The following is a 22,498-nucleotide window of genomic DNA, read 5'->3' on the forward strand; positions in this document are numbered from 1 at the left end:
AAGGACACCCATAGCGTCGCCTGTACACCCGGCGCCGGGATGTGCCGAAGGCTGACACAGCGCGCGGCTCAACCACCGGCCGACAGACGAGCCGGCGGGGATATTCCAGCCTTGGCGCCGGGTGAACACACCGGACACCAACAGGGGACACATAATGAGTCATGTCGAGATAGCTCCGCCGCCCGCTAGAGTGCCGATGTGCTCGCAGGCGATCGTGACCGCGCTGAACATTTGGAACGTCCTCGGCACTCGCGTGGATGCCGACGCATGCAACAGCGTAGAGCTTTTGGAACGCGTCTCCGAAGGACTGCGGGGTCGGCCATGACCGGGCATGCTCCCACGATCGCCGCCCCGAGGCGGGCAATCGTGCTGTGCCGGCAGGACTGCGATACCCACACGCTCAAACGGATCGTGCAGCGGCACGGCCTCACAGTGGTGCACACCGTATTCGCGGAGATAAAGCTGGAGCTCGCAGCGGCTGTCGCAGTGCAACACATGCTCGAGCATGACGCCGAGGTGGTCGTCGTGCCGCACCTGAGCAAACACGCTGTCCAGCAGCCTCGGCCGTGGCGTGCGGTCGCTGCGGTTGTCGACCTCGTGACCGCGACCGGCGTGCTCGAGTGCAGACTGAACCCGCCGACCCGCTGAAACGACTCGAGGCGCCTCGCCGATCCCGTAACGGACCGGCGGGGCGCCTTTTTCGTGCCCCCGCACCATCACCGAGGGGACACCTTATGTCGATTCCTGTTCGTTCCACTCTCGCTGTGCTCGCCGCCGCGGCGCTGCTGTCCGGCTGCTCGGTCGAAACCGATACCGCCGCCCCCGCCACCGAAGCCACCGCACCGCCCGCCACGACGAACGACGCGGCGACGGCACCGACGATGTGCTACCCGGCGTCACCTATCAAGGATCCCGAGCTCTCCGCGTTCGCCGCGGTCCTGCAGTTGCCACCCGACGCCCAGGTGGTCACCGGCCGAGTGTCCACCGACAGCGATCACCCGGGCGAGGTCGGCGTCGCGCTCGACCTCTGCGTTCCGGACTCGTCGAGTGCGGATGCGTTGCGGCCGATCGCTACCGATATCGCGACGGTGCTGAAATCGACGCCGCTCGGCCAGAGGACGTTCGCGCTGTACGTCGCCGATATGGGACCGGAATATGACACCGAGGCCAAACTGAAAGACGGCGATTTTCAGCTTCACCTGTGGAATGGGAATCCGTCGCGCTCGGCCGAGCTCGCACGGTGGGAAGTCGTGACCGGATAGCCGCAGACACGAAAACAGCTCCCCGCATCGGGGTGGATGCGGGGAGCTGTTTTCGTGTCTGCGGGGAGCGAGTGGCTCAGGAAGGCAGTAGGCCTTTGTTGGCCTGGAAGAAGTCGACGACCGCCGGGTCGAGCTGGGTGTTGTTCGCCTTCACGGCGTTGAAGAGGTCGAGGGCAGGCTGCGGGATCTGGATGCCTTGGGCCTGGACCGCGGCGACGGCGCGGTCGACGGCGGCGTAGACGTCCTGGCTCTCGGTGTTCTGCGTCTGCTGCTGCGGGGCGGCAGGGGTCTGCTGGGGGGCGGTCTGCTGCCGCGGGGTGTTCTGCTCCACGAGCTTGGTCTCGGGGGCCTCACGGGGGGTGGAGCCGCTGCTCAGGCCCAGCTTGGAGGAGCAGGACGGCCAAGCGCCCCAGCCCTGCGAAGCGAGAACTCGTTCGGCAACCGTGATCTGCTGTTCGCGGGAGGCCTGGTTGGCGGTCGGGGCATAGTCGCCGCCGCCGTGGGCCCGCCAGGTGCTCGGCGAGAACTGCAGGCCGCCCTGGTAGCCGTTGCCGGTGTTGATGGCCCAGTTGCCCCCGGCTTCGCACTGCGCGAGTTGATCCCAGTCGGAGTCGGGTGCCGCGCTGGCGTTACCGGCGAGGGCCACACCGGCGGTGCCGATCATGGCGCCGGTGACGGCAACCTTGGCTACGGTGCGACCGGTAGTGGTTGGCTTGCGATGGCGTCCACTCATTCGGGTTCGTCTTCCTCTCGTACGCACCTGCGAGGTAGTTCGTTCGGGTTCGGACTGAGAGGGTGTCCGTCCCGCCCTCGCCCCTCGTTCCGTTTGGGGTCCGGTACCCGCGGGGCGAGGCTCGGTGCGGCGGGCCGGTGGGCCGGGTCTCCCGGCTGGCTAAGACGGTACGACGAACGCCGCGAAAAATCACTATTTGGTAACCGGTGTGTGCGGGCGGGTTGCGGGACGGTCTCGGGGCACCGTAATTGCTTCTATGCAGCTAGTGGCTGTGTGTGAGGTGCGAGACGGTTCGTGGACCGCTTCGTTATCGGCCTGTTATGTGATGAGGATCACAGTTGGATTTCGGGTGTCGATGCACGGGTACCCGATGCTCGGTCGGCCGAATTCGTATCGCTCACCGGCTCCGGCGGCCGGAACGCAGCGTGAAGATCAACGCCACGACGAAGCCCAGAGGCGCCAGCATCGCGCCCAGGTACAGCCACAGACCGGGCTCCCTGTCGGCAAGGGCCGGGGTGAGGAAGATTCCGATAATCGCCAACACCCCCAGCGTGAACAGTCCGAGGGCGGTATACAGCAGCCAATTGCCCGAGGACCGGGGGGACCGAGGAGGCGGCGACGATTCGGCATGCGGTGGTTCGGCGGGGTTCGTCACCGCTCGACGGTAAAACTGATGTGCTGGTGTGGATCGCACCGGGGTAGACTCTTGTGCAACACGCGTCCTGCATACCTGTGGGGCGCGTTCTTTACGAGTAGTTGCGGGCTCTGTCGCCGGCTCCGGCCGGGCGGTGCCCCGCGGACGGGTGTGCCCGCGGCGCCAGGCTTCGGGTTCCGGATAAACGAACGGGTGAGCACAGTGCCGACCGGCAGGGTGAAGTGGTACGACGTGGAAAAGGGCTTCGGCTTCCTTTCCCAGGACGAGGGTGAGGACGTGTATGTCCGCTCGTCCGCGTTGCCGCAGGGTATCGAGTCCCTGAAACCCGGCCAGCGCGTGGAGTTCGGGATGGCCGCGGGGCGTCGCGGGCCACAGGCGCTGAGCCTGAAACTCCTGGAGGCGCCGCCATCGCTGCGGCAGAGCCAGGAGCGTCATTCGCGCAAGGAGCCCGTCCGCAAACACACTCCGGACGAGCTGCACGGCATGGTCGAGGACATGATCACCCTGCTGGAGGCGAAGGTGCAGCCCGACCTGCGCAAGGGCCGCTACCCCGACCGCAAGACCGCCCAGCGTATTTCCGAGGTGGTCCGCGCGGTGGCGCGCGAACTCGATCGCTGAGTTGTGTTCGATTGCGCTGTGTTTTTTGGCGCCGCCTTCGGCGGCGCGGGGTTGCGGCCCTGGCGGGTCTCGCGTTTCAGCGCCCGAGACTCGTGCCTTCGGCACATGCGCTTCGGGCGCTGAAACGCGAGACGGGCCGCAACCCTTGGTGGTTTCGTAGCATCGGATCTGCGCCGGGGTGGGCCCCGACCATCGGGGCGAGGTGTCCGAGAAGGGTGCCGACCGGGGCCTGGAGCGAGGCTCTGTACCTGCGTGTCGCCGCTGCGTGACGTCGATTCGGGTCAGAGGCGGGCCCCGGCCATCGGGGTGAGGTGGTCGGAGGATACCGGGCGGTTACGGGGTTTCGTGGCTCGCCGTGGGACGTAACGGGGCCTTGTGACTTCGGCCCGTCAGGCCGTCTTGATCGACCACACCGCGTGCGGGACGGAGAACTCCCGACCGGTCTCGTCGATCGCGAGGATGGGCAGCTGCAACTCCACTCCGATCAGCCGTAGGTCCGGTTCGGGCCGAGACGGCACGGTGATGGCGCGGGTGCCTTCCGGGAAGCCGGTGTGGTCGATCGGGCGGGCGATTTCGTCGCCGGACGGCAGTGCGTAGACCTGCTGCATCCGCCACGGCGCGTCCACCACCCGGTCCGGCAGCGACAGTTGCAGCGGATATCCGGCGGGGACTTCGAGCGGTACCGTCTCGCCGTAGCGGCAGTCCTGCATCCGCACCGTGCAGTACATGAACGGTGGCACCGTCACCGTGGTGCCGTGCGCGTACGCGGTGATCTCGGGATCGTGTGGTTCGGCGTCGCGTACCAGCGCCCACACCACGCCTACGGTGGCGGCAACGAGCACCAGCAGCCCGGCCGTGAGCAGCGCGATGCTCGTGCGGATGTTGTATGTGCTCACCGGATGGGGTCTCCTCGGGGAATATCGGACAGCGGCACGGGAATTTCCTGCTCCGCGTGATGGGGACGGTTACCGCCCAGTCCGGGCAGCAGGGAATGGCCGCGATAGCTCAGCACACTCTGGACCAGACCGAGTACGAGTACCGCGCTGACCACCGCGAAACCCTTCCAGTAGTCGGTGGGCAGCAGCACCCCGGCCGCCCCGCCGACCACCCAGCTGAGCTGGAGCACCGTTTCCGACCGGCCGAAACCGGACGCGATCGACTCCGGCGGCAGATCGTCCTGGATGGCGGCGTCCAGGGATACCTTCGCCAGCGCGCTCGCCGCCGCGGCGACCAGGGCGGCCAGCGCCGCGCCGAACAGGTTGTCGGTGAACACCGCGACCAGCGCCACGACCGTGCATCCGACCGTGCAGTTGAGCACGATCAGCGAGGGCCTGCCCAGTTTCAGGCGGGCACCGGTCGCGTTTCCCGCGAAGTTGCCGACGGCGGCCGCCGCGCCGACCACCCCGAGCATGGCGGCCTGCTGGACCGGTCGATGTTCGGTGGCCTTGGCGACGAACGCCACATAGAAGGTCAGGAATCCGGTCAGCACCCGGATGGCACTGTTACCCCACAGGCCGGTGACCACCGCCCGGCCCAACGGCTGGCGGCGTTTGCGCGGTGGGACGGTGGATTCGCTACCCCGGCTCAGCACCTCGGTATGCGGATCGTGCCCGTGGTAGCCGAATGTGGCGGGAACCTCGCCCTCGGTGACCTCTACCCAGCGGGGGATGTGCAGGCTCAGATAGGTACCGCCGACGGCGATCACCACCGCGAGACACAGCGCGCCCCCCGAACCGAACAGCGCGGCCGCCGCCCCGGCCACCCCACCGGCACCAAGAGTGCCGCCGACCAGGCCGAATACCGTCAGGCGGGAGTTGGTGCGGACCAGATCGATCCCCGGGGGCAGGACCCGAGGCGTCACCGCGCTCTTGAGCACGGCGAACGATTTGCTGAACACCATCATGCACAGGGCCAGCGGATACAGCGCCCAGCTGTCGAAATCGATGAGCAACACCACCGCCACCACCGCGCGGATCGCGAAGGAAACTGCCAGGGCGAGTCGGCGGCCCCGCTGCAGCCGGTCCAACAGCGGACCGATGAGCGGGGCGATCACCGCGAACGGGGCGATGGTGATCAGCAGATACAGAGCGACCTTGGTTTTGCTCTCGGCGGTGGCGCTGGCGAAGAACAGGGTATTCGCCAAGGCCACGGCGATCGCCGCGTCGAGGGCGAAATTCGCCATGGTGGCGTAGGTCAGCGCGGTGAGCCCGGATTTGTCGGCGCCGTCGGCCTTGGCCGCGCGCTGGAAGGTGGCGATGCCCTTCTCGGTGAGCTCCCGGCCGCGCATGGCGGCGACGCGGGTGACGGTGAGCTTGCGCGGGATGCGGCGCGCGCCGGGGGAGTCGAGCGGGGTGGAGGATTCGACCGTCTCGTACGGCCGGGTCGGCGGATTGCTCGCCGGATCACCGCCGGGTGGGGGGTCGTAGCGCGCGCGGCCCGCGGTGCCGACAGCGCGACCCGTACGGCCGGCGGAGTCGGCGCGGAAGGCGCGAGAGCTCCCTTGGGGAAGGTCGGCGGCCCGGCGGGTGGCGGGCCCGCCGAAGCGGTTCGTCGAGTCCGCCGGCTCCGGGGCATCGCGGTGTTCGGATGCGGCGGACCGGTGGGGTGATCGCCCGCCGTCCGGTACCGGTGGGCCCTCCACACCGGAGATGCCGAAGATTCGGGCGAATCTGCTGGGTGGCCGGGCGATATCGCGCTGCTCGGCCGCGGACCCGGGGTGCGGGCCCCGATCGTGGTCGTGCCCGATCTCGTCGTGCTCGGCGATGTGGAGGCGACGGGTGCGCGGCGATTCTGTGTAGTCGGGGCCGGAATCGGCGTCCCGGTTGCGGTGTGGCACGTTCGGCGGCGGGTAGCGGTCGTATCCCGGATGCCGCTGCGATGGCGGATACTCGGCGGCGTCCCACCGACCGCGATCGGAACCGGAGGGCTCGCGGGGAGTGGTCACACCCTCAATTCTGGCGCATGCGTCACAGTGCGGGATTCCGCCCTGCCCGAGCCGATGGCGGCAGTGACGTATCTCGCTTCCCGCACCGGCGACCGAGGGCTCAGGCCGGTACGAAGCGGACCTCGAAAACCGTTGGCCAGTACTTTCCGGTGAGCAGGAAACGGTCGGTGCCGGGGACCTGGGCAATCCCGTTGAGGACATCGGCCTGGGCCCGTTCCAGGGTGGTGAGCAGGCCGCTCGCATCGATATCGGCCAGTACGCGGCCGGTGTCGGGATCGATGCGCAGTATCCGGTCGGTCGGCCAGACGTTGGCGTAGACCGAGCCGTCGTCCGCGCAGTCGAGTTCGTTCAACCGCGCCGAGCCGTGGTCGACCAGGGTGACCGAGCCGGTTACGGCGAAGCTGTCCGGATCGCGGAAGGTGAGGGTCGCCGAACCGTCGCTCATGACCAGCCGGCCTGCCCGGGTGCACAGCCCCCAGCCCTCGCCCTCGTATCGGATGCGGGCGCGTTCGGCCAGGGTGCCCGGATCGCGGGCGTAGGCCACGCCCTCGGTCCAGGTGAGTTGCCAGAGCGTATCGCCTGCGCGGGTGATGCCCTCGCCGAAATACGGGTCGGCCAGGTCGGTGCGGGCCAGTTCGGCACCGGAGGTTCGATCAGTGGTGCGCACACCGGAGCGGCCCTTCATACCGGTGCTCTCGTACAGCACCTCGCCGTCGATTTCCAGGCCCTGCGTGAACGCCGTCCGGTCGTGCGGATAAGTGCGCAATACCTGCACGGTCAGCCGTGGTGACGTGCCTTCGACATCGCCGCACGCGGCCGTTCCGAGCAGACAAATCAATCCCGCGACGGCCCACGCACGGCGATTGCGCCTCATACGGCAAAATATAGTCCGTGAGCGCAGTACCTGTTTCGGACTCTGGTGTACGGCCGATCCTGGGCGATGCCGTGGACCTGGCCCGGCGTGCGCTTCTGGAACTGGAGCCATCCGGGGTCGGGGAGTATCTCGGGGTCAGTGCCGAGGACGACTACGCGGCCACCCACCGGTTCGAGGCCACGCTGCCCGGCTACCGCGGCTGGCAGTGGGCGGTGGTGGTCGCGGCGCCGGCGGATGCCGACCATGCCACGGTCAGTGAATCCGCTCTGCTTCCCGGACCCGATGCGCTGATCGCGCCGGAGTTCGTACCGTGGGAGCAACGGATCCGACCCGGGGACCTCGCTCCCGGTGATCTGCTGGCCCCGTTGCCGGATGATCCGCGTCTGGTACCCGGCTACACCGCGACCGGTGATCCGGAGGTGGACGAGGTCGCCTATCAGGTCGGCCTGGGCCGTAGCCAGGCCCTGAGCCCGGAGGGCCGCGCGGAGGCCGCCGAACGCTGGTACGCCGAGTACGGTCCGGATACCGAGATGGCCAAGGCGGCGCCGGGCACCTGCGGAACCTGCGGCTTCTACCTACCGTTGGCCGGTTCGCTGCGCGCGGCGTTCGGGGTCTGTGCCAATGCCATGGGTGCCGACGGGCATGTGGTCCATGCCGGATACGGTTGTGGTGCGCATTCGGACACGCCCGCTCCCACCGGCTCGGGGTCGCCGCTGTACGAGGCCTACGACGATGCGGCGATCGAGGTCATCCCCACCGATTCGCTGCGGTCCGGGACTCGGCCGGAGGACTCCGGTATGAACGGGTCGGCCGCCGAACAGACCGCGGTTGTGGCCGAGACCGGTGCGATGGTCGGCTCCACAGAATCGGCCTCGACCGAGATGCGGGACACCGAGAAGGCGCAAGGCGATACCGTACCCGTCGGACAGGATTCGGACGAGAGTTCATCCGAACGCGGATCATCGGAGACGATCTGAGCGAGCGGGCCGCCTCGGGCGAGCCGGTCGGGCCGGGCGCCTCGGACACTTCCGGCGGAGCGGATATACCCGATCCCTTCGATACGGCGCGGCTGCGATCCGCGGTGCTCACGGCATGGCGGGACTCACCGACCCGGTTGCGGGAGGACGCGGCCGCCGAGGCGGACCTGGTGCGGGCCGGGTACCGGGATCGGCTGCTCACCGAGTTGGCACAGAACGCCGCGGACGCGGCCGCCGCGGCCGGGGTTCCCGGGCGGCTGGTGATCCGGTTCGACGGGCGGACGCTGTCGGTGTCGAATACCGGCGCGCCCGTCGACATCTCCGGAGTGCATGCGATGACCGCGCTGCGCGCTTCCGGGAAAACCGATACATCCGGCACCGTCGGCCGCTTCGGGGTCGGGTTCACCGCGGTGCTCACCGTGAGCGACGATATCGAATTGCGTTCCACCAGTGGGTCGCTGCACTTCTCTCGGGCCCGTACTCGGGATGCCCTGCGCCGGTCGGGGATATCGGTTCCGGAGGGTCCGGCCGCCGCGGATTTCGCGCCGCCCGTACTGCGGCTGGCCTGGCCGGTGTCGGTGGGGCCGGTGCCCGGCGCGGATACCGAGGTGGTGTTGCGGCTGCGGGACGAGGTGGATGTCGAACATCTGTCGGCGGCCATGCGCCGAGAGGCGGTCGACCTGCTGATGGAACTGCCCGCGCTGCACAGTGTTCGGATCGGTTCGGAGGAATTGGTCGCCCGGACCCGGGACCTGGACGCCCGCGGCGCGAGTGAACTGCGGATCAGCGGCTTCGGGGCCGAGCGCATATGGTGGCAGTTCCGGACAGAGCACGCGCGCTGGCTGCTTCCCGTGCGCGACGGTACGCCGGTGCCGGCCGCCCCGGATGTGCTGCGGGCGCCGACCCGTTCCGATGAGGAACTGTCCCTGCCCGCACTGCTGGTCGTCGATATTCCGATGCAGCCGGATCGGCGCCGCCTGCTGCCCGGCGCCCGGCTCGACGGGATCGTCGCGGGCTATGCCGATTTCGCTCGGGCACTACCCCCGGAGGATCGGCTCGTTCTGGTCCCGGCACCCGGCTTCGCGCGGAGCGAGGCCGACGGGTTGCTGCGGGAAGCGATCGTTCGGGAGCTGCGGGAACACTCATGGCTACCGGTCGTGGTGGACGAATCCGAGGTGGAGGCAGGCGGTATCGACGGCTCCGACTCCTCGGCGGGCGCGCAAGCGGACGGGACCGGCCCGACGGAGTACCGGACGGCGGTGCCGACTCGGGCGAGCGTATTTCCCGATATCACTCCTGAGCTGGCCGAACTGCTCGCCGGTATGGTCGGACCGCTGGTGCCGCCGAGTCTGTCCGGGCGCCGGTACGCCGAGGCGCTGTCCGTGCTCGACGTGCATCGGCTCGGCCTTGCCCGGATCGCCGAACTGTCCGGTGGGCTCGACCGGCCGCCGCGCTGGTGGTACGCGCTGTACACCGCGCTGGAACCGTTCGTCGGTGATCGGCTCGCGGTCGAGGAACTGGGCGCGCTCGCGGTTCCGCTGGCCGACGGCCGGCTGGTCACGGGTCCGCGCACGGTGGTGCTCGACGATCGGCTGCGCGAGCCGGTCCCGGTGCACTGGGCGCGGTTGGCGCACCCGGAGGCGGTGCATCCGCTCCTGGCGCGGCTGGGCTCCCGGCAGGCCACGGCGCGGGAACTGCTGACCGATCCCGGCCTGCGGGCCGAACTGGCCGACCGGCCGGGCGACCCCGAGACCGTCGACGCGGTGCTGCGTCTGGCCGCTTCCACCGAGACCGATACGCTGCCGGACTGGCTGGGTCTGCTCGAAATACCCGACAGCGCCGGTGAACTGCGGCCGGCCGATGAGCTGTTGCTGCCGGACGCTCCCCTGGCCGAACTGCTCATACCGGATTCGCCGCTCGGCACGGTGGCCGCCGGTATCGTCGACAGGTACGGTGCGGCCGCGCTGCGCGCGGTGGGTGTCGGCTGGGATTTCGGGATCGTCTCCGAAACCGATCCGACGGGACCCGACCATCAGCTCGACGACGAGGACGCGTGGTGGGCCGGCCTGTCCGAGGACCCGCCGGAACTGACCGCGGTCCGCGATCTGGATCTGGTGGACGACGCCTCCTGGCCGGAGGCGTTGTGGCGACTGCTGTCCGGGGACCGCACCCGGGCGTCGCTCGCGGACCGGGCCGGTTATACCGCCTGGTGGCTGCGCCGGTATGCCCGTGTCGACGGCATCCCGCTGGGACGGTACCGGCATCCCGGGGATATCGAATTCGCCGGGCTGCTGCCGGAACTCCCGATCACCGGACTGTCGCGCACGGATCTCGACGTGTTGCGGTCGAGTCTGGCCGATCCGGAGGCCATCGACTCCGATCTGGCCCTCGTCCTGCTCGAGGCCCTTGCCGATCCGGCGAGAACACCGGCGCCCGAAACCGTTTCGCTGGTGCACGCCCGGTTGTCCGCGGTAGTGCCGCGGTTGGACCTCACCGCCGTCGACCCGCCCGATCGGGTACGGGCGCTGTCGGGGGCGGTGATCGACGCGGCGGACGCGCTGGTGTTGGACCGGCCGTGTTTCGGTCTCGTGGTGCCTCCGGACCGGTTGGTGGTGGGCGATCCGGATTTCGCCGCCGATCTGGCCACCTTGCTGGATCTGCCACTGGCCTCGGAGAGCGTAACCGTCGAGATTCTCGGCGCAGGTTACGGAACCACCTGGTCGGACGAGCCGCTCGGGGTCGTGGTGCGCAGGATGTTCGCCTTGCCGGCGCAGGTCGGGCCGCTGGTGTTACACGATGATCTGCGGGTGCGGCTCCACGGGGCGGTGCGGCGTACGGTATCGGTGCCGTGGTGGCAGGACGGCACGACCACGCATCTGCGGCGTCCGCGTCCGGAGGGCTGATCGGCGCGAGTGTTACGCGCCGGCCTCCGCGTGGTTCACCAGCGTCTCACAGAGCAGGTCCAACTGGGTCCGCACGCTTTCGCTGTCGTTGTCCACCAGCCAGCGCAGCACGATTCCGTCGATCACATTGAGCGTGAACCGCGACAGGGTGCGCACCGGTACCGTCCATCGGCTGTCGGTGGCGACGCGGGCGTGCTCGAGGATATCGGCGACCGTGGAATCGTTGAATGCGTACTGTTCTCGCGCGATGGCGAGTTTCGCGGGCGTCTGTTCACCTTCGCGCAGGGCGTAGGTGGTGGTCTCGTAGGTGAGCAGCTGTCGCTCCGGGGTGGCCTCCACATTGAGCCACATCAGTTCCAGCCCCGCGCGCACCAGCTCCCGCAGTGCGGCGATGCCGGTGCCGGTGCTCTGCCATACGGTGTCGTCGGCGTCGACGGAATCGCGTAGTTCCATCGATAGCGCCTTGACCAATTCGGTCATCAGGGCGTCCTTGTTCTCGAAGCAGTAGTGCACCACTCCGAGCGAGACGCCTGCCGCCTGGGCGACGTCTCGTGTGGTCACGCCCGCAACTCCCTTTTTCTCGGCAAGGCCGATCGCGGCCTCGATAAGGTGGGCCCGTCGTTCTTCGACGCTCAATCGGGAGGACACCTGAGCGAGTTAAGCGCCCACGGCGCGAACAGTCAATTCCCGGAATGGACCCACCGAACTGGACGATTGTCCAGATGTATGGGTTTGCTGCCCTGCGAACCGAGAGGGGCCGCCGTAACCGTGACGCGCAGGACAATGCTCACCCGGACGGTCGCGGGTTCCGCCGTGTCGGCGGTGTCGACGGCGCCTGTGACCGGGCCGGCCCTCGTGCCGGGCGTCTCCCCCCACGACGCCGAACCGGGCCGCTACCATTTCCGGCACTTCGCCGACCGCTTGACGCCGGACGGACGGCCGGTGCCGTTCACGGGTACCAGCGCGGAGTTCGACATCCCCTGAAACAGGCGAGGTCTCGCCCGGCGTGCGAGGCTCGGGCATCGGTCCGAGGCGTCGTTTCCGCGGACCACCCCGACATCCGCCGGCACTACAGTCCGGTCTGCGCACCCTTGTCGCCGCGCCGCGCACCGCGCCGCTGGACGAGGAATATCGTGTAGCCGAGCAGACCCACGGCCAGGCCCATCAGGCAGACCGGACGCGTGGATTCCCAACGATCGCCGCCGAGCCACACCACAACGGTGGCCACGGCCCACAGCGCACTGCCGATCGCGAGAACCGGGCGGGGATCGGTCAGCCACGGTGGAATCTGCGGAACCTCGGGGGCCATCAACCCAGCCTAGACCTCTGTTCCACGAGCGGCCGGCGTGGTCCCGACGCCCGGTAACAGGCCCGGTTGCCGTATTCTCCCTCCGACGAACGGTGTCCCGTATCGTTCACAACTGTGACGACCCCATCGGATGTTCGAGCACTCGCGAGCGAAGTATCGCTGGCGGTCGTACGCTTGACACGACATCTACGGGGGCGGCGTACGGATTCGCTGATCTCGCTGACCCAGCTGTCGGTACTGGCCACTCTGCACCGCGAGGGCGCCATGACCCCCGGTGCGCTGGCCGCGAAGGAGCGCGTGCAGCCGCCCTCGATGACCCGGGTGATCGCCTCACTCACCGATATGGGGTTGGTGGCTCGTACACCGCACCCGACCGACGGGCGGCAGATCATCGTCTCGTTGTCGCCGGCCGGTGCGGGACTGCTCGCCGACGAGGCCAGCGCGAGGGAGGCCTGGATGACCGATCGGCTGTCCCATTTGGAGCCGGAGCAGCTCGATGTGCTCGCCCGCGCGGTGAAGATCATGAACCGGATCGTCACCGAGTCCGAATAGGCATTCCCGGCGCGGCTACCGTGCGTGCCGGTATCCGAAAGCCTGGTCGCTGTCCACGATTTCGCGGCCGAGGGGGAACAGGGCCAGCGGAATCAACTTGAGATTGGCCCAGGCGAACGGGAGCCCGATGATCGTGCAGGCCAGTGCGATACTGGTGCCCAGGTGCCCGAGCGCCAGCCACCAGCCCGCCACCACGAACCAGATGATGTTGCCGATCAGGGAACCCGCGCCCGCGCCCGGTTTCTCCACCGTGGTGCGGCCGAACGGCCACAGCACATAGGCCGCATTGCGCAACGCGGCCACGCCGAACGGGATGGTGACGATCAGAACGAAGCAGATCAGCGCTGCCACCAGATAGCCCAGTGACATCCAGAATCCCGCGAAGACCAGCCACAGGATATTGAGGACGAATTGGATCGGCTTCACGTTTCCAGCATGCCGGGCTGTGTCTGATTGCGCCACCTGGAGGTGGCGCGGGTCGGGGCCCTCGTGACCCCGGGTCTTCCCTCCCTCCGCGCCGCCGCCGACGCGACGGCGCTCCGGTCGGTCCAGACCCGGGGCGGGCCCCGACCTGGGGGGCGGGGTTGGCAGGATATCGGCTGTGGCGGTGGTTGTTGATGTGGACGATATCGCCGATCCGCGTGTCGACGACTTTCGTGATCTGAAGGCGGCGGATCGGCGACCGGATCGACCCGGTGGTAAGGGGCTGGTTATCGCCGAGGGGGTCGTGGTGGTGCAGCGGATGGTGAATTCGCCGTTCACCCCGCATGCCCTGCTCGGAGTGGAGAAGCGGCGGCGGGAACTGGCCGATGATCTCGCCGGGCTCGATGTGCCCTATTACCGGGTCTCGGCCGAGGTGATGGCCGAGGTCGTCGGGTTCCATCTCAATCGGGGCGTGCTGGCGGTGGCGCGGCGTCCCCCGGAACCCGAATTCGGCCCGCTGCTCGACGAGGCACGGACGGTGGCCGTGCTGGAAGGCGTCAACGACCACGAGAATCTGGGATCCATCTTCCGTAACGCGGCCGGACTGGGGGTCGACGCCGTGCTCTTCGGCGAGCGGTGCGCCGACCCGCTGTACCGGCGCGCGGTGCGGGTCTCGATGGGGCATGTGCTGCGGGTTCCGTTCACCCGAATACCGGACTGGCCGAACGGGCTGGAGCTGCTGCGCCGGCGCGGTTTCCAACTCGTCGCGCTCACCCCCGACCCGGGCGCGCACACCCTGGCCACTGCCGTGACCGGAGGCCGGGTGGCATTGCTGTTCGGCGCCGAGGGGCCCGGTCTGACCGAACAGACCATGGCGGCGGCCGATGTGCGCGCGCGTATTCCCATGGCGGCGGGCACCGATTCGCTCAATGTGGCCACCGCCGCCGCCCTGGCCTTTTACGAGCGGGTCCGGACGGCATGAATACACACCCCGGTGCGCGGCGGGTATCCGCGCTACGTTTTCCCGGTGAACGTGTTGCCACCCGCGGGCCACCCCGGATATCCGCCCTCGCCGGACCCGACACCATGGGCCGCCGGGATAACCGTGACGGTACTGGTGGCGGCCTTGACCGCCGTGGCGGTGTACGCGTTCGGGGTCGCCTTGGCGCAGGTACATCCACTGCTGTCGCTGGCCGTGAACCTGGTCGCGGTCGGCGGTGTCGCACCGACGGCCTGGCGCTGGCGCGCTGTCCCGGTGGTCCGCTGGATAGTGGCCGGCGGGGCCGCGGGTGTGCTGCTCGGCTGGGTGGCGCTGCTGTTCGGCTGAACCGCCGGTTATTCGTCGCCGCCGGTGGCCGGCGTCGCGTCGTATCCGCGCAGCCAGGAAAACAATCCCCGGCGGGTGCCGTCCGGGGTGGGGTGGTTGTCGTGACCGTTGCGGTCGGATGCCGCGCCCTTGGGACGCAGTGCGAAACCACAGACCGGGATATCGGCCGGGGACAGCCCGTCTCGGGCGGCGGCCCGGTAGCCGAAACCCAGCCATTCGCACTGGGCGGCATCGGCGAAAAGGGTGGGATCGTACGGCAGGGCCAGCGGGTCGGATACCTCGCCGGGCCGGCGGCGGACCGGATGTTCACCCGCCCAATACGGGCGTTCCCAGACCATGGGCAGCCCCCTGTTCTCCAGGATGTTCAGCCGGGTCGAACTGAACGCGCGGCGCAGTTCTCCGCGTTCCCAGTGCGCGAACGCTCCCCAGCCGCGCGTGGTATCGAAGGCCACCAGGTACGTGTGCTCGGAGGCGAGTGGTCGCACCAGCAGTTCCGGTATCCCGGTGGGCCGGGGCCGGGTGGCCTGTGCGGAGCACAGCAGGGTGAGGCCGGGATAGCAGCCGAGGTAGACCTCGTCGGGTTCCGGGCCCGCGTGGTGTTCGAGGGTGTCCTTCGTGGTCGGCACGATATCCAGGTCGGGATGCAGCTGCCGGGCCAGTGCCGGCCCCGCCGTCGGGTCGGGATCGAGATGGGCGCGCAGTACGGCGGCCGGATCGGGTGTATCGACATACCAGATCGACGAAACTTTGCACAGCATTTCCGGCACCTCCCGACCGCACGCGAAATATGTGTCGCAAACAATGGGCAATCCGAGGCGGTCATGCCCGGGCCCGCGCTGTGCGTGGATTGAACTGCGCTGACAGCGCATGAAGAAATTTACCCGCAGGACGTGGGGGAAGGGGTCGTTCCTCCGCCAACACGCCGAAAACTCGGACGACAGTACCGATTCGGTCGACGGACCGGCGCGACCGGACCGGGTCAGCGACCGGGGCCGCGTACGCCCAGCAGCACATCCTCCCACGAGGGCATCGGCGCCTTGCCGCGTTTACCGCGGGCGGCCGGTTTGGCCTTGTTCGCCGTCGGCTTCGCGGGCTGTTCAGGAGCCGACGGCGGCTCCTCCTCGGGTTCGGTGACCTGCGGTTCGGCGGGTTCGGTGCCCGCCCGGGTGCCCGCGGCGACCTTGGCCGGCCTACCGCCCGCGGCAGAGACGCTCTCCGCCGCGCGGCCGTTCGATTCCGCGCGGGTGTCGGCCGAAGCGGTGGTGTTCGACCCCACAGCGGTACCCCCGGTGGTCGCGCCACCGGCCGCGGGGACGGCGCTCCCGCCCGCGGCCACGGCACGCTGCTCGTAGTACTCCTCGACCGTGGAGTACTGCTCGGCGGCGGATCGGCCCGCCGGAGCGCTACGGGGCGCCGGTGCGGCCTCGCGCCGGACCTCGACGGCCGGTTCGGGCTCGGGCGGTGTTTCGGGTTCGGTCGGCAGTATCGTCGCGAGTCCGCGCAGAGCACGGCCGAAATCGGGATCGATCAGATCCGCGGCCGGATCGTCGAGCGGGGAGACCGTACCGCCGTGCGCGTCCGGCTGATAACGCCAGTGCGCGGCGATCTCGGAATGGCCGTTCTGCCACTGCAGTTGGGCGACCCAGAACCCCTTCTCGTCCTTCCAGGCATCCCACTCGGCGTTTTCCAGGGTGTGGCCGCGGGCGGTGAACGCGGCGGTCACCACGTCGATGAGGATTTCGACGGCGGGTCCGTCGGAACGGACCGGATGTGCCTTCTGGGCCAGTTCGGCGGCGCGGGCCCGTTCCAGCAGAACGGGGTAGGCGAAACGCTCGACCCGATTGGCCGGCAGGCCGGATTCCGCGGTGACCTGCTCCACGGAGGCGCCGGCACGGATTCGGGCCTGGATATCGCGAGGACGCATGGTGGCTTCCGTTTCGATCTCGATCTGGCCGAATCGGGCAAGGTCCCCACGGGCCGCGGCCCGTAGTTTGTCGTCGGCGGGAAGCCGGAATTTCTGGCCGTTTTCGGTGTCGACGCACACGATATGGGCGGAGTCGGGCGTCACCCCGATCACTCGAAGTTCACGCACCGTTACCTCCTTATCGCGCTGCTCGCGACACCGCCCACGTTCTGGAACAGTAGTGCACTTCTGAGATTCGTGTGGCAAGACACGCGGCATCGAAATCTACCCCGCGGCAGCGCCGCACAGCTAATCTGCTCTATCTCTTTGCGTATCAAGTCGTTTCCGAACAGGCAATGGGCCACCACACTCGAAAAGCGCAACAGCCCATTGCCTGTCATCGAAACCGCTGTTCGGACGATCTGGGCAGGAGCGGATCCGTCGACGGGCCGGTGGCAGGCGGTGACGATCAGGAGAGCTTTTCCACCACCCAGTCCACGCAGCGCGTGAGCCGGGTTACATCGTCGGGTTCGACGGCGGGGAACATACCGATGCGCAATTGGTTGCGGCCCAGCTTGCGATACGGCTCGGTATCCACGATGCCGTTGGCGCGCAGAATCTTCGCCACCGCGGCGGCGTCCACCGAATCGGCGAAATCAATGGTGCCGACCACTTGCGAGCGATGCGCCGGATCGACGACGAACGGAGTGGCGTATTCACTCGCCTCCGCCCAGGTGTACAGCCGCGACGAGGAATCCAGCGTCCGCTTGACCGCCCAGTCCAATCCGCCGTGGTTGTTCAGCCATTCGATCTGATCGGCCAACAACAGCAGCGTGGCCAGCGCGGGTGTGTTGTAGGTCTGATCCTTGACGCTGTTGTCGATGGCGATCGGCAGCGACAGGAAATCCGGTGTCCAACGCCCGGAGTCCTTGATTTCCTCGACCCGGTCGAGCGCGGCCGGGCTCATCAGCGCGATCCACAGGCCACCGTCGGCGGCGAAGCATTTCTGGGGCGCGAAGTAGTACACGTCGGCGTCGGTGATATCCACCGGCAGCCCGCCCCCGCCCGAGGTGGCGTCGATGGCGATGAGTGCGTTTTCCGACCCCGCGGGCCGCCGCACCGGAACCGAGACACCGGTGGAGGTCTCGTTGTGCGCCCAGCCGACCAGATCGGCGGACGGATCGGCGACCGGCTCGGGGGCCGAACCCGGGTCGGCGGACACCACGATCGGTTCGCCGATGAAAGGGTTCTTCTCGGTCACGGAGGCGAACTTCGAACTGAACTCGCCATAGGTCAGGTGCAGTGACCGCTCACGGATCAGGCCGAAGGCGGCCGCATCCCAGAACGCGGTGGTGCCGCCGTTGCCGAGGACCACCTCGTAGCCGTTGGGCAGGGAGAACAGATCGCGCAGGCCGGAACGCACGCGCGCGACCACATCCTTGACCGGCTTCTGCCGGTGGCTGGTGCCGAACACCGAGGCCCCCACGTCTACCAGGGACCGCAACTGCTCCGGGCGCACCTTGGACGGGCCGCAGCCGAAACGACCGTCCGCGGGTTTGATGTCGTCGGGGATTGTCGGGAACGCACTGGTCATGGCGAACAGCGTAGTCGCGGTGTCGCTGTGCGTCGTACCACACTCCAGCTAACGTCCAGCGGTATGAGCATGCTCTCGGCAAACCTGCGCCGATGGCTTCGCGGCCTGCCGGCGCGACGAATGCACCCGCAGATGGGAGTCGTTTCCGGCGCCGCGCGACAGGAGTTGTCGATATGTGGTCTTACCGGCTCGGCAACCGTTCTCGGCGTACGGCCGTGCCACCGGGGACCCGGCTGTGTGTTCCGGGTCCGGATCCGGATACCGGGGCGGCAGCCGTACGAGACCCGGATACGGCAGAAGGTCCGCCAAGCCGATCTGGACCGAATGCGGCCCGGGGACGTGATCCGCTGTCGGGTCGACCCCAGCGACCCCGAGCGGGTGGTGTTGTATCCGCTCGGCGTCACGGCCGCCGACCACTCGGGTACCACGAAGATCTTGGCGGACGGCCGCCGCGCCGAGGCCACAGTGCTGGCGGCGACACCCGTCGCGGCCGACTACTCCGGAATCGGCGATCCGGTGTTGCGACTGGACCTGGAGCTACAGACCTGGGACGAGCCGACGCCCTGGCGGATACGGTTGGTGCAGTCGGTGCCGCTGGCCGCGATCGACCTGGTCGACCTGGGCCGGCGCCTGAAGGTCGCGTTCTTCACGGTCGATTGCGGCGAATCGGTCGCCGTCGACTGGGAGGCCACGCTGAAGGAGCGCTGAACGAACGACACCCTACGGTCCGGGACGCCTCCGCCTCGGCCGTGTCCAGGCCGTCGAAGGAGGCCGCGCCTATCGGACGCGGACCACCGACTCCCAGCCCGCCACGTCCTCCGGGCGGCGCGGCCCCGGGCCGGTGTAGATGGCGGCCGGGCGCACCAGTTTGCCCAGCCGTTTCTGCTCCAGGATGTGCGCGCACCAGCCGGCGGTCCGGCCGCAGGTGAACATGGCGGGCATCATATGGGCGGGGACCTCGGCGAAGTCCAGGATGACGGCTGCCCAGAACTCGACATTGGTCTCGATCGCCCGGTCGGGGCGGCGTTCCCGCAGTTCGGCCAGCGCGGCCTGTTCCAGCGCGGCGGCCACCTCGTAGCGCGGCGCGCGCAGCCGGCGCGCGGTATCGCGCAGCACTCGGGCCCGCGGATCCTCGGCCCGGTACACCCGGTGGCCGAAGCCCATCAACTTCTCCTTGCGGTCCAGAATGCCCTTGACCAGCGCGCGGGCATCACCGGCTCGCTCGACCTCTTCGATCATCGGCAGTACCCGCGCGGGTGCGCCGCCGTGCAGCGGACCGGACATGGCGCCGATGGCGCCGGAGAGCGAGGCCGCCACATCGGCACCGGTGGACGCGATCACCCGGGCGGTGAAGGTGGAGGCATTCATCCCGTGTTCGGCGGCCGAGACCCAGTAGGCGTCGATGGCCTCGGTGTGCCAGGGGTCGGGATCGCCTTTCCACCGGGTCATGAAGCGTTCGGTGACCGTGGTGCACTCGTCGATCTTCTTCTGCGGGACCGCCGGTTGATAGATACCGCGTGCGGACTGCGCGACATAGGACAGCGCCATCACCGAGGCGCGGGCCAGATTCTCCCGCGCGGTCTCGTCGTCGATATCCAGCAGCGGCCGATAGCCCCAGATGGGTGCGAGCATGGCCAGACCCGCTTGGACGTCGACCCGGACGTCGCCGGTGTGCACCGGCAGGGGGAAGGGCTCCGCCGGCGGCAGCCCGTGCCCGAACTCGCCGTCGACCAGCAGAGCCCAGGCGTCGCCGAAGGTGACCCGATTGATGACCAGATCCTCGATGTCGACGCCGCGGTAGCGCAGCGCGCCGCCGTCCTTGTCTGGTTCGGCGATATCGGTGGTGAACGCCACCACGCCCTCGAGGCCGCTGACGAAGTCCGGGGGAAGGGCGGTGGAGCCGGAAACCGCGGAGCTTGTGGTCATGGCAGGACTCTCCTTTCCCCACGACTCTATCGCTTGGCTACCGGGTAGTAACGTCTGGCCCATGCGTGAGCTGGACAATTCCCGCCCGGATCTCGCCGCGATGCGGGCCGAATACGGTGTCACCCATCTGGGGATGGGTGATCCGTCCACCGGCCGCGGCATACACGACGCCGAGCTCGACGAAAGCTGGCTGGCAGGCGGGTGGGAACCGCTGCTGCGGCACTGGATCGAACAGGCCACCGCGGTCGGTATCGCCGAGCCCAACGCCATGGTGCTCGGCACCGTCGCCGCCACCGGGTCACCGGATGCGGCCCCGCGTCCGGTGACGCGCACCGTGCTGTGCAAGGGGCTCTCCCCGGAGGGTGTCATCTTCTACACCAACTACGACTCGGCCAAGGGAACCCAGCTGGCGGCGGTGCCGTATGCCTCGGCGACCTTCCTGTGGCCGCAATTGGCCCGGCAGGCGCATGTGCGCGGTCGGGTCGAACGGGTCTCCGCCGAGACCACCGCCGTCTACTGGCGGTCCCGACCGCGCGAGTCCCAGCTGGGTGCCTGGGCCTCCCAGCAGTCGCGGCCGATCGACTCCCGGGCCGATCTCGATCGAGCGTTGGCAGAGGCCATCGTCCGGTTCGGCGATGTGGACGAGATTCCGGTGCCACCCCATTGGGGCGGTTATCTGCTCCGGCCCGACGAGGTGGAGTTCTGGCAGGGACGACAGGGGCGGTTGCACAACCGCATCCAAGTGCTCGTCGACGACACGGGAATGACAGTGCGCCGGCTGCAGCCATAGGGACCCGGGCCCAATTGGATGTCATGCCCTGCGGCGGTGGGTATTTGGCCTGGTCAGAGCTTGTAAGTCGGGTATCGGTGATATTTCGCACGGTTATTCGCGGCGGTATCCGGGTACACGCCGGCGGTGGCGAGCAACGAGATGGCGCGACGGCCGGTGTGCGGGGCCGCGGGACGGCCGCCGCGGCCCGGACGCGTCGGTGAGTCGGCCGGTCACGGCGATGATCCCGAGTGCCGGACAGGGGTGTCCTCACGGCGTTTTCCGCGGCTCCGTGAGAACTACTCGTGGGTACCCCTCCTCGCCGGGGCCGGTGAAGCAGCGACTAGCGTCTCCGGTAACGCACCGTGTGCCGACCGCACGCGATGCCGATGGTCATACGCCTGAGAGGGATCCTTCCGTGCCCGAGAATCACATCAACGACGCCAAACCGGTTCTCACCTACCCGGGTGGCGAATACCCAATGACGATCGCCCAGGCCGCCGAAGGCAACGACGGTATCGATCTCGGCAAGCTGCTGGCGAGCACGGGCTACACCATGTTCGATCCGGGATTCGTCAACACCGCGTCGACCAAGTCGGCCATCACCTACATCGACGGTGAGGCCGGTGTTCTCCGCTACCGTGGATACCCCATCGAACAGCTGGCGGAGCACTCCACCTTCATCGAGGTGAGCTATCTGCTCATCTACGGCGAGCTACCCACCCAGAGCCAGCTCGAGGAGTTCACCGACAAGATCCGTCGGCACACCCTGCTGCACGAGGATTTGAAGCGGTTCTTCGACGGCTTCCCGCGCAACGCGCACCCCATGCCGGTGCTCTCGTCCGCGGTCAACGCGCTATCCGCGTACTACCCGGATTCGCTGGACCCGCGCGACCGCGAACAGGTCGAGCTGTCCACAATCCGGCTGTTGGCCAAGCTGCCCACCATCGCCGCGTACTCGTACAAGAAGTCCGTGGGCCAGCCGTTCCTCTACCCGGACAACTCGCTGTCCCTGGTGGAGAACTTCCTGCGGATGACGTTCGGCTTCCCGGCCGAGCCGTACCAGGTCGATCCGGAGATCGCGGCCGCGCTGGACATGCTGCTGATCCTGCACGCCGATCACGAGCAGAACTGCTCCACCTCCACCGTGCGGCTGGTCGGGTCCTCCGACGCCAACCTGTTCACCTCGGTCTCCGGTGGTATCAACGCGCTGTGGGGCCCGCTGCACGGCGGCGCCAACCAGGCCGTGCTGGAAATGCTCGACGGCATCAAGGCCGCCGGCGGAGATGTCAAGGAGTTCATCCGCAGGGTCAAGAACAAGGAAGACGGTGTGAAGCTGATGGGCTTCGGACACCGCGTCTACCGCAACTACGACCCGCGGGCGTCCATCGCCAAGAAGCACGCCGACGCGATCCTGAGCAAGCTCGGCAACGACCCGCTGTTCGATATCGCCCAGGCCTTGGAAGAGGCCGCACGCACCGACGACTACTTCATCGAGCGCAAGCTCTATCCGAACGTCGACTTCTATACCGGTGTCATCTACAAGGCCATGGGCTTCCCGACCCGCATGTTCACCGTGCTGTTCGCCATGGGCCGGCTGCCCGGCTGGATTGCCCACTGGCGGGAAATGCACAGCGAACCCATCAGGATCGGTCGCCCGCGGCAGGTCTACACCGGCTATGGTGCACGCGACTACACCGAACTCAGCGAACGCTGATCGATACCTCGA

The 22,498-nt window shown here is 68.3% G+C and carries 24 protein-coding genes; 12 read left to right on the forward strand and 12 right to left on the reverse strand.

All coding sequences use genetic code 11. The features are described 5' to 3' along the window. Positions 1–321: 321 nt before the first annotated feature. Positions 322–648, forward strand: coding sequence for a hypothetical protein (locus ON20_RS02775; RefSeq protein ID WP_040833279.1), 327 nt, complete (start codon positions 322–324; stop codon positions 646–648). Between the two features lie 86 nt (positions 649–734). Further along, a complete protein-coding gene (locus tag ON20_RS02780) occupies positions 735–1,262 on the forward strand; it encodes a hypothetical protein (protein WP_157228654.1) in 528 nt (175 codons plus the stop codon). 76 nt (positions 1,263–1,338) lie between these two features. Here ON20_RS02780 and ON20_RS02785 read toward each other — a convergent pair whose 3' ends face one another. After that, positions 1,339–1,995: a transglycosylase family protein gene (locus tag ON20_RS02785; RefSeq protein WP_040833282.1), complete on the reverse strand. Its 657-nt coding sequence runs from the start codon at positions 1,993–1,995 to the stop codon at positions 1,339–1,341. A 397-nt stretch (positions 1,996–2,392) separates the two neighbouring features. Further along, positions 2,393–2,650 carry a hypothetical protein gene (locus ON20_RS02790; RefSeq protein WP_040833283.1) on the reverse strand — a complete coding sequence of 86 codons (258 nt, stop codon included), beginning with the start codon at positions 2,648–2,650 and terminating at the stop codon, positions 2,393–2,395. 201 nt (positions 2,651–2,851) lie between these two features. On the opposite strand from ON20_RS02790, the gene ON20_RS02795 reads away from it, so the two are divergent. Beyond that, positions 2,852–3,268 carry a cold-shock protein gene (locus tag ON20_RS02795; protein ID WP_040833284.1) on the forward strand — a complete coding sequence of 139 codons (417 nt, stop codon included), beginning with the start codon at positions 2,852–2,854 and terminating at the stop codon, positions 3,266–3,268. A gap of 389 nt (positions 3,269–3,657) precedes the next feature. Here the strand turns inward: ON20_RS02795 and ON20_RS02800 are convergent, their stop codons facing one another. From ON20_RS02800 to ON20_RS02810, 3 genes are all read right to left on the reverse strand, one after another. Further along, positions 3,658–4,164, reverse strand: a complete 507-nt coding sequence (locus tag ON20_RS02800; protein ID WP_051161479.1) for a DUF2771 domain-containing protein — start codon at positions 4,162–4,164, stop codon at positions 3,658–3,660. Further along, the gene (locus ON20_RS02805; protein ID WP_438803370.1) at positions 4,161–5,957 is read right to left on the reverse strand and encodes an MFS transporter; all 1,797 of its coding nucleotides are present in this window, start codon (positions 5,955–5,957) and stop codon (positions 4,161–4,163) included. Before ON20_RS02805 ends, ON20_RS02800 begins: the two co-directional genes overlap by 4 nt. Positions 5,958–6,312: 355 nt before the next feature. Then, the gene (locus ON20_RS02810; protein WP_040833285.1) at positions 6,313–7,086 is read right to left on the reverse strand and encodes a glutaminyl-peptide cyclotransferase; all 774 of its coding nucleotides are present in this window, start codon (positions 7,084–7,086) and stop codon (positions 6,313–6,315) included. Between the two features lie 17 nt (positions 7,087–7,103). On the opposite strand from ON20_RS02810, the gene ON20_RS02815 reads away from it, so the two are divergent. Further along, positions 7,104–8,063 (forward strand): DUF3027 domain-containing protein, encoded by a 960-nt coding sequence (locus ON20_RS02815; RefSeq protein ID WP_083864532.1) that lies wholly within the window; start codon positions 7,104–7,106, stop codon positions 8,061–8,063. Between the two features lie 104 nt (positions 8,064–8,167). After that, a complete protein-coding gene (locus tag ON20_RS02820) occupies positions 8,168–10,966 on the forward strand; it encodes a sacsin N-terminal ATP-binding-like domain-containing protein (protein ID WP_174361845.1) in 2,799 nt (932 codons plus the stop codon). A 12-nt stretch (positions 10,967–10,978) separates the two neighbouring features. Here ON20_RS02820 and ON20_RS02825 read toward each other — a convergent pair whose 3' ends face one another. Beyond that, complete coding sequence (locus ON20_RS02825) at positions 10,979–11,614, reverse strand: TetR/AcrR family transcriptional regulator (RefSeq protein WP_040833286.1); 636 nt, start codon at positions 11,612–11,614, stop codon at positions 10,979–10,981. Positions 11,615–11,734: 120 nt separating this feature from the next. Here ON20_RS02825 and ON20_RS02830 point away from each other — a divergent pair, with 120 nt between their 5' ends. Further along, a complete protein-coding gene (locus ON20_RS02830; protein WP_157228655.1) occupies positions 11,735–11,950 on the forward strand; it encodes a hypothetical protein in 216 nt (71 codons plus the stop codon). Between the two features lie 85 nt (positions 11,951–12,035). On the opposite strand, the gene ON20_RS02835 is transcribed toward ON20_RS02830, so the two are convergent. Continuing rightward, entirely contained in the window at positions 12,036–12,275 is a 240-nt protein-coding gene (locus ON20_RS02835) for a DUF2530 domain-containing protein (protein WP_040833288.1), read from the reverse strand. A 114-nt stretch (positions 12,276–12,389) separates the two neighbouring features. On the opposite strand from ON20_RS02835, the gene ON20_RS02840 reads away from it, so the two are divergent. After that, entirely contained in the window at positions 12,390–12,827 is a 438-nt protein-coding gene (locus ON20_RS02840) for a MarR family winged helix-turn-helix transcriptional regulator (RefSeq protein WP_040833290.1), read from the forward strand. A gap of 15 nt (positions 12,828–12,842) precedes the next feature. On the opposite strand, the gene ON20_RS02845 is transcribed toward ON20_RS02840, so the two are convergent. Next, on the reverse strand, positions 12,843–13,253 hold the full coding sequence (locus tag ON20_RS02845; RefSeq protein WP_040833292.1) for a YccF domain-containing protein: 411 nt from the start codon (positions 13,251–13,253) through the stop codon (positions 12,843–12,845). Positions 13,254–13,428: 175 nt separating this feature from the next. Between ON20_RS02845 and ON20_RS02850 the strand changes: the two genes are divergently transcribed. Beyond that, positions 13,429–14,232 carry a TrmH family RNA methyltransferase gene (locus tag ON20_RS02850; RefSeq protein WP_040833294.1) on the forward strand — a complete coding sequence of 268 codons (804 nt, stop codon included), beginning with the start codon at positions 13,429–13,431 and terminating at the stop codon, positions 14,230–14,232. Between the two features lie 51 nt (positions 14,233–14,283). Continuing rightward, complete coding sequence (locus tag ON20_RS02855; RefSeq protein WP_438803371.1) at positions 14,284–14,577, forward strand: DUF2537 domain-containing protein; 294 nt, start codon at positions 14,284–14,286, stop codon at positions 14,575–14,577. A gap of 8 nt (positions 14,578–14,585) precedes the next feature. On the opposite strand, the gene ON20_RS02860 is transcribed toward ON20_RS02855, so the two are convergent. From ON20_RS02860 to serC, 3 genes are all read right to left on the reverse strand, one after another. Then, positions 14,586–15,335 carry a DUF6928 family protein gene (locus ON20_RS02860; protein ID WP_040833296.1) on the reverse strand — a complete coding sequence of 250 codons (750 nt, stop codon included), beginning with the start codon at positions 15,333–15,335 and terminating at the stop codon, positions 14,586–14,588. A gap of 221 nt (positions 15,336–15,556) precedes the next feature. Beyond that, positions 15,557–16,669 carry a septation protein SepH gene (gene sepH, locus ON20_RS02865; RefSeq protein WP_040833297.1) on the reverse strand — a complete coding sequence of 371 codons (1,113 nt, stop codon included), beginning with the start codon at positions 16,667–16,669 and terminating at the stop codon, positions 15,557–15,559. Positions 16,670–16,949: 280 nt separating this feature from the next. Then, entirely contained in the window at positions 16,950–18,074 is a 1,125-nt protein-coding gene (serC, locus tag ON20_RS02870; RefSeq protein ID WP_040833298.1) for a phosphoserine transaminase, read from the reverse strand. Positions 18,075–18,137: 63 nt separating this feature from the next. Between serC and ON20_RS02875 the strand changes: the two genes are divergently transcribed. After that, on the forward strand, positions 18,138–18,782 hold the full coding sequence (locus tag ON20_RS02875; RefSeq protein WP_040833299.1) for a hypothetical protein: 645 nt from the start codon (positions 18,138–18,140) through the stop codon (positions 18,780–18,782). A 69-nt stretch (positions 18,783–18,851) separates the two neighbouring features. Here the strand turns inward: ON20_RS02875 and ON20_RS02880 are convergent, their stop codons facing one another. After that, entirely contained in the window at positions 18,852–20,000 is a 1,149-nt protein-coding gene (locus ON20_RS02880; RefSeq protein ID WP_040833300.1) for a citrate synthase 2, read from the reverse strand. Between the two features lie 61 nt (positions 20,001–20,061). Between ON20_RS02880 and pdxH the strand changes: the two genes are divergently transcribed. After that, a complete protein-coding gene (pdxH, locus tag ON20_RS02885) occupies positions 20,062–20,790 on the forward strand; it encodes a pyridoxamine 5'-phosphate oxidase (RefSeq protein WP_040833301.1) in 729 nt (242 codons plus the stop codon). Positions 20,791–21,187: 397 nt separating this feature from the next. Next, on the forward strand, positions 21,188–22,486 hold the full coding sequence (locus ON20_RS02890) for a citrate synthase (RefSeq protein ID WP_083864528.1): 1,299 nt from the start codon (positions 21,188–21,190) through the stop codon (positions 22,484–22,486). The last annotated feature ends 12 nt before the right edge of the window (positions 22,487–22,498 follow it).

It is taken from the genome of Nocardia brevicatena NBRC 12119, assembly GCF_000308495.1.
Taxonomy (GTDB): Bacteria; Actinomycetota; Actinomycetes; order Mycobacteriales; family Mycobacteriaceae; genus Nocardia; species Nocardia brevicatena.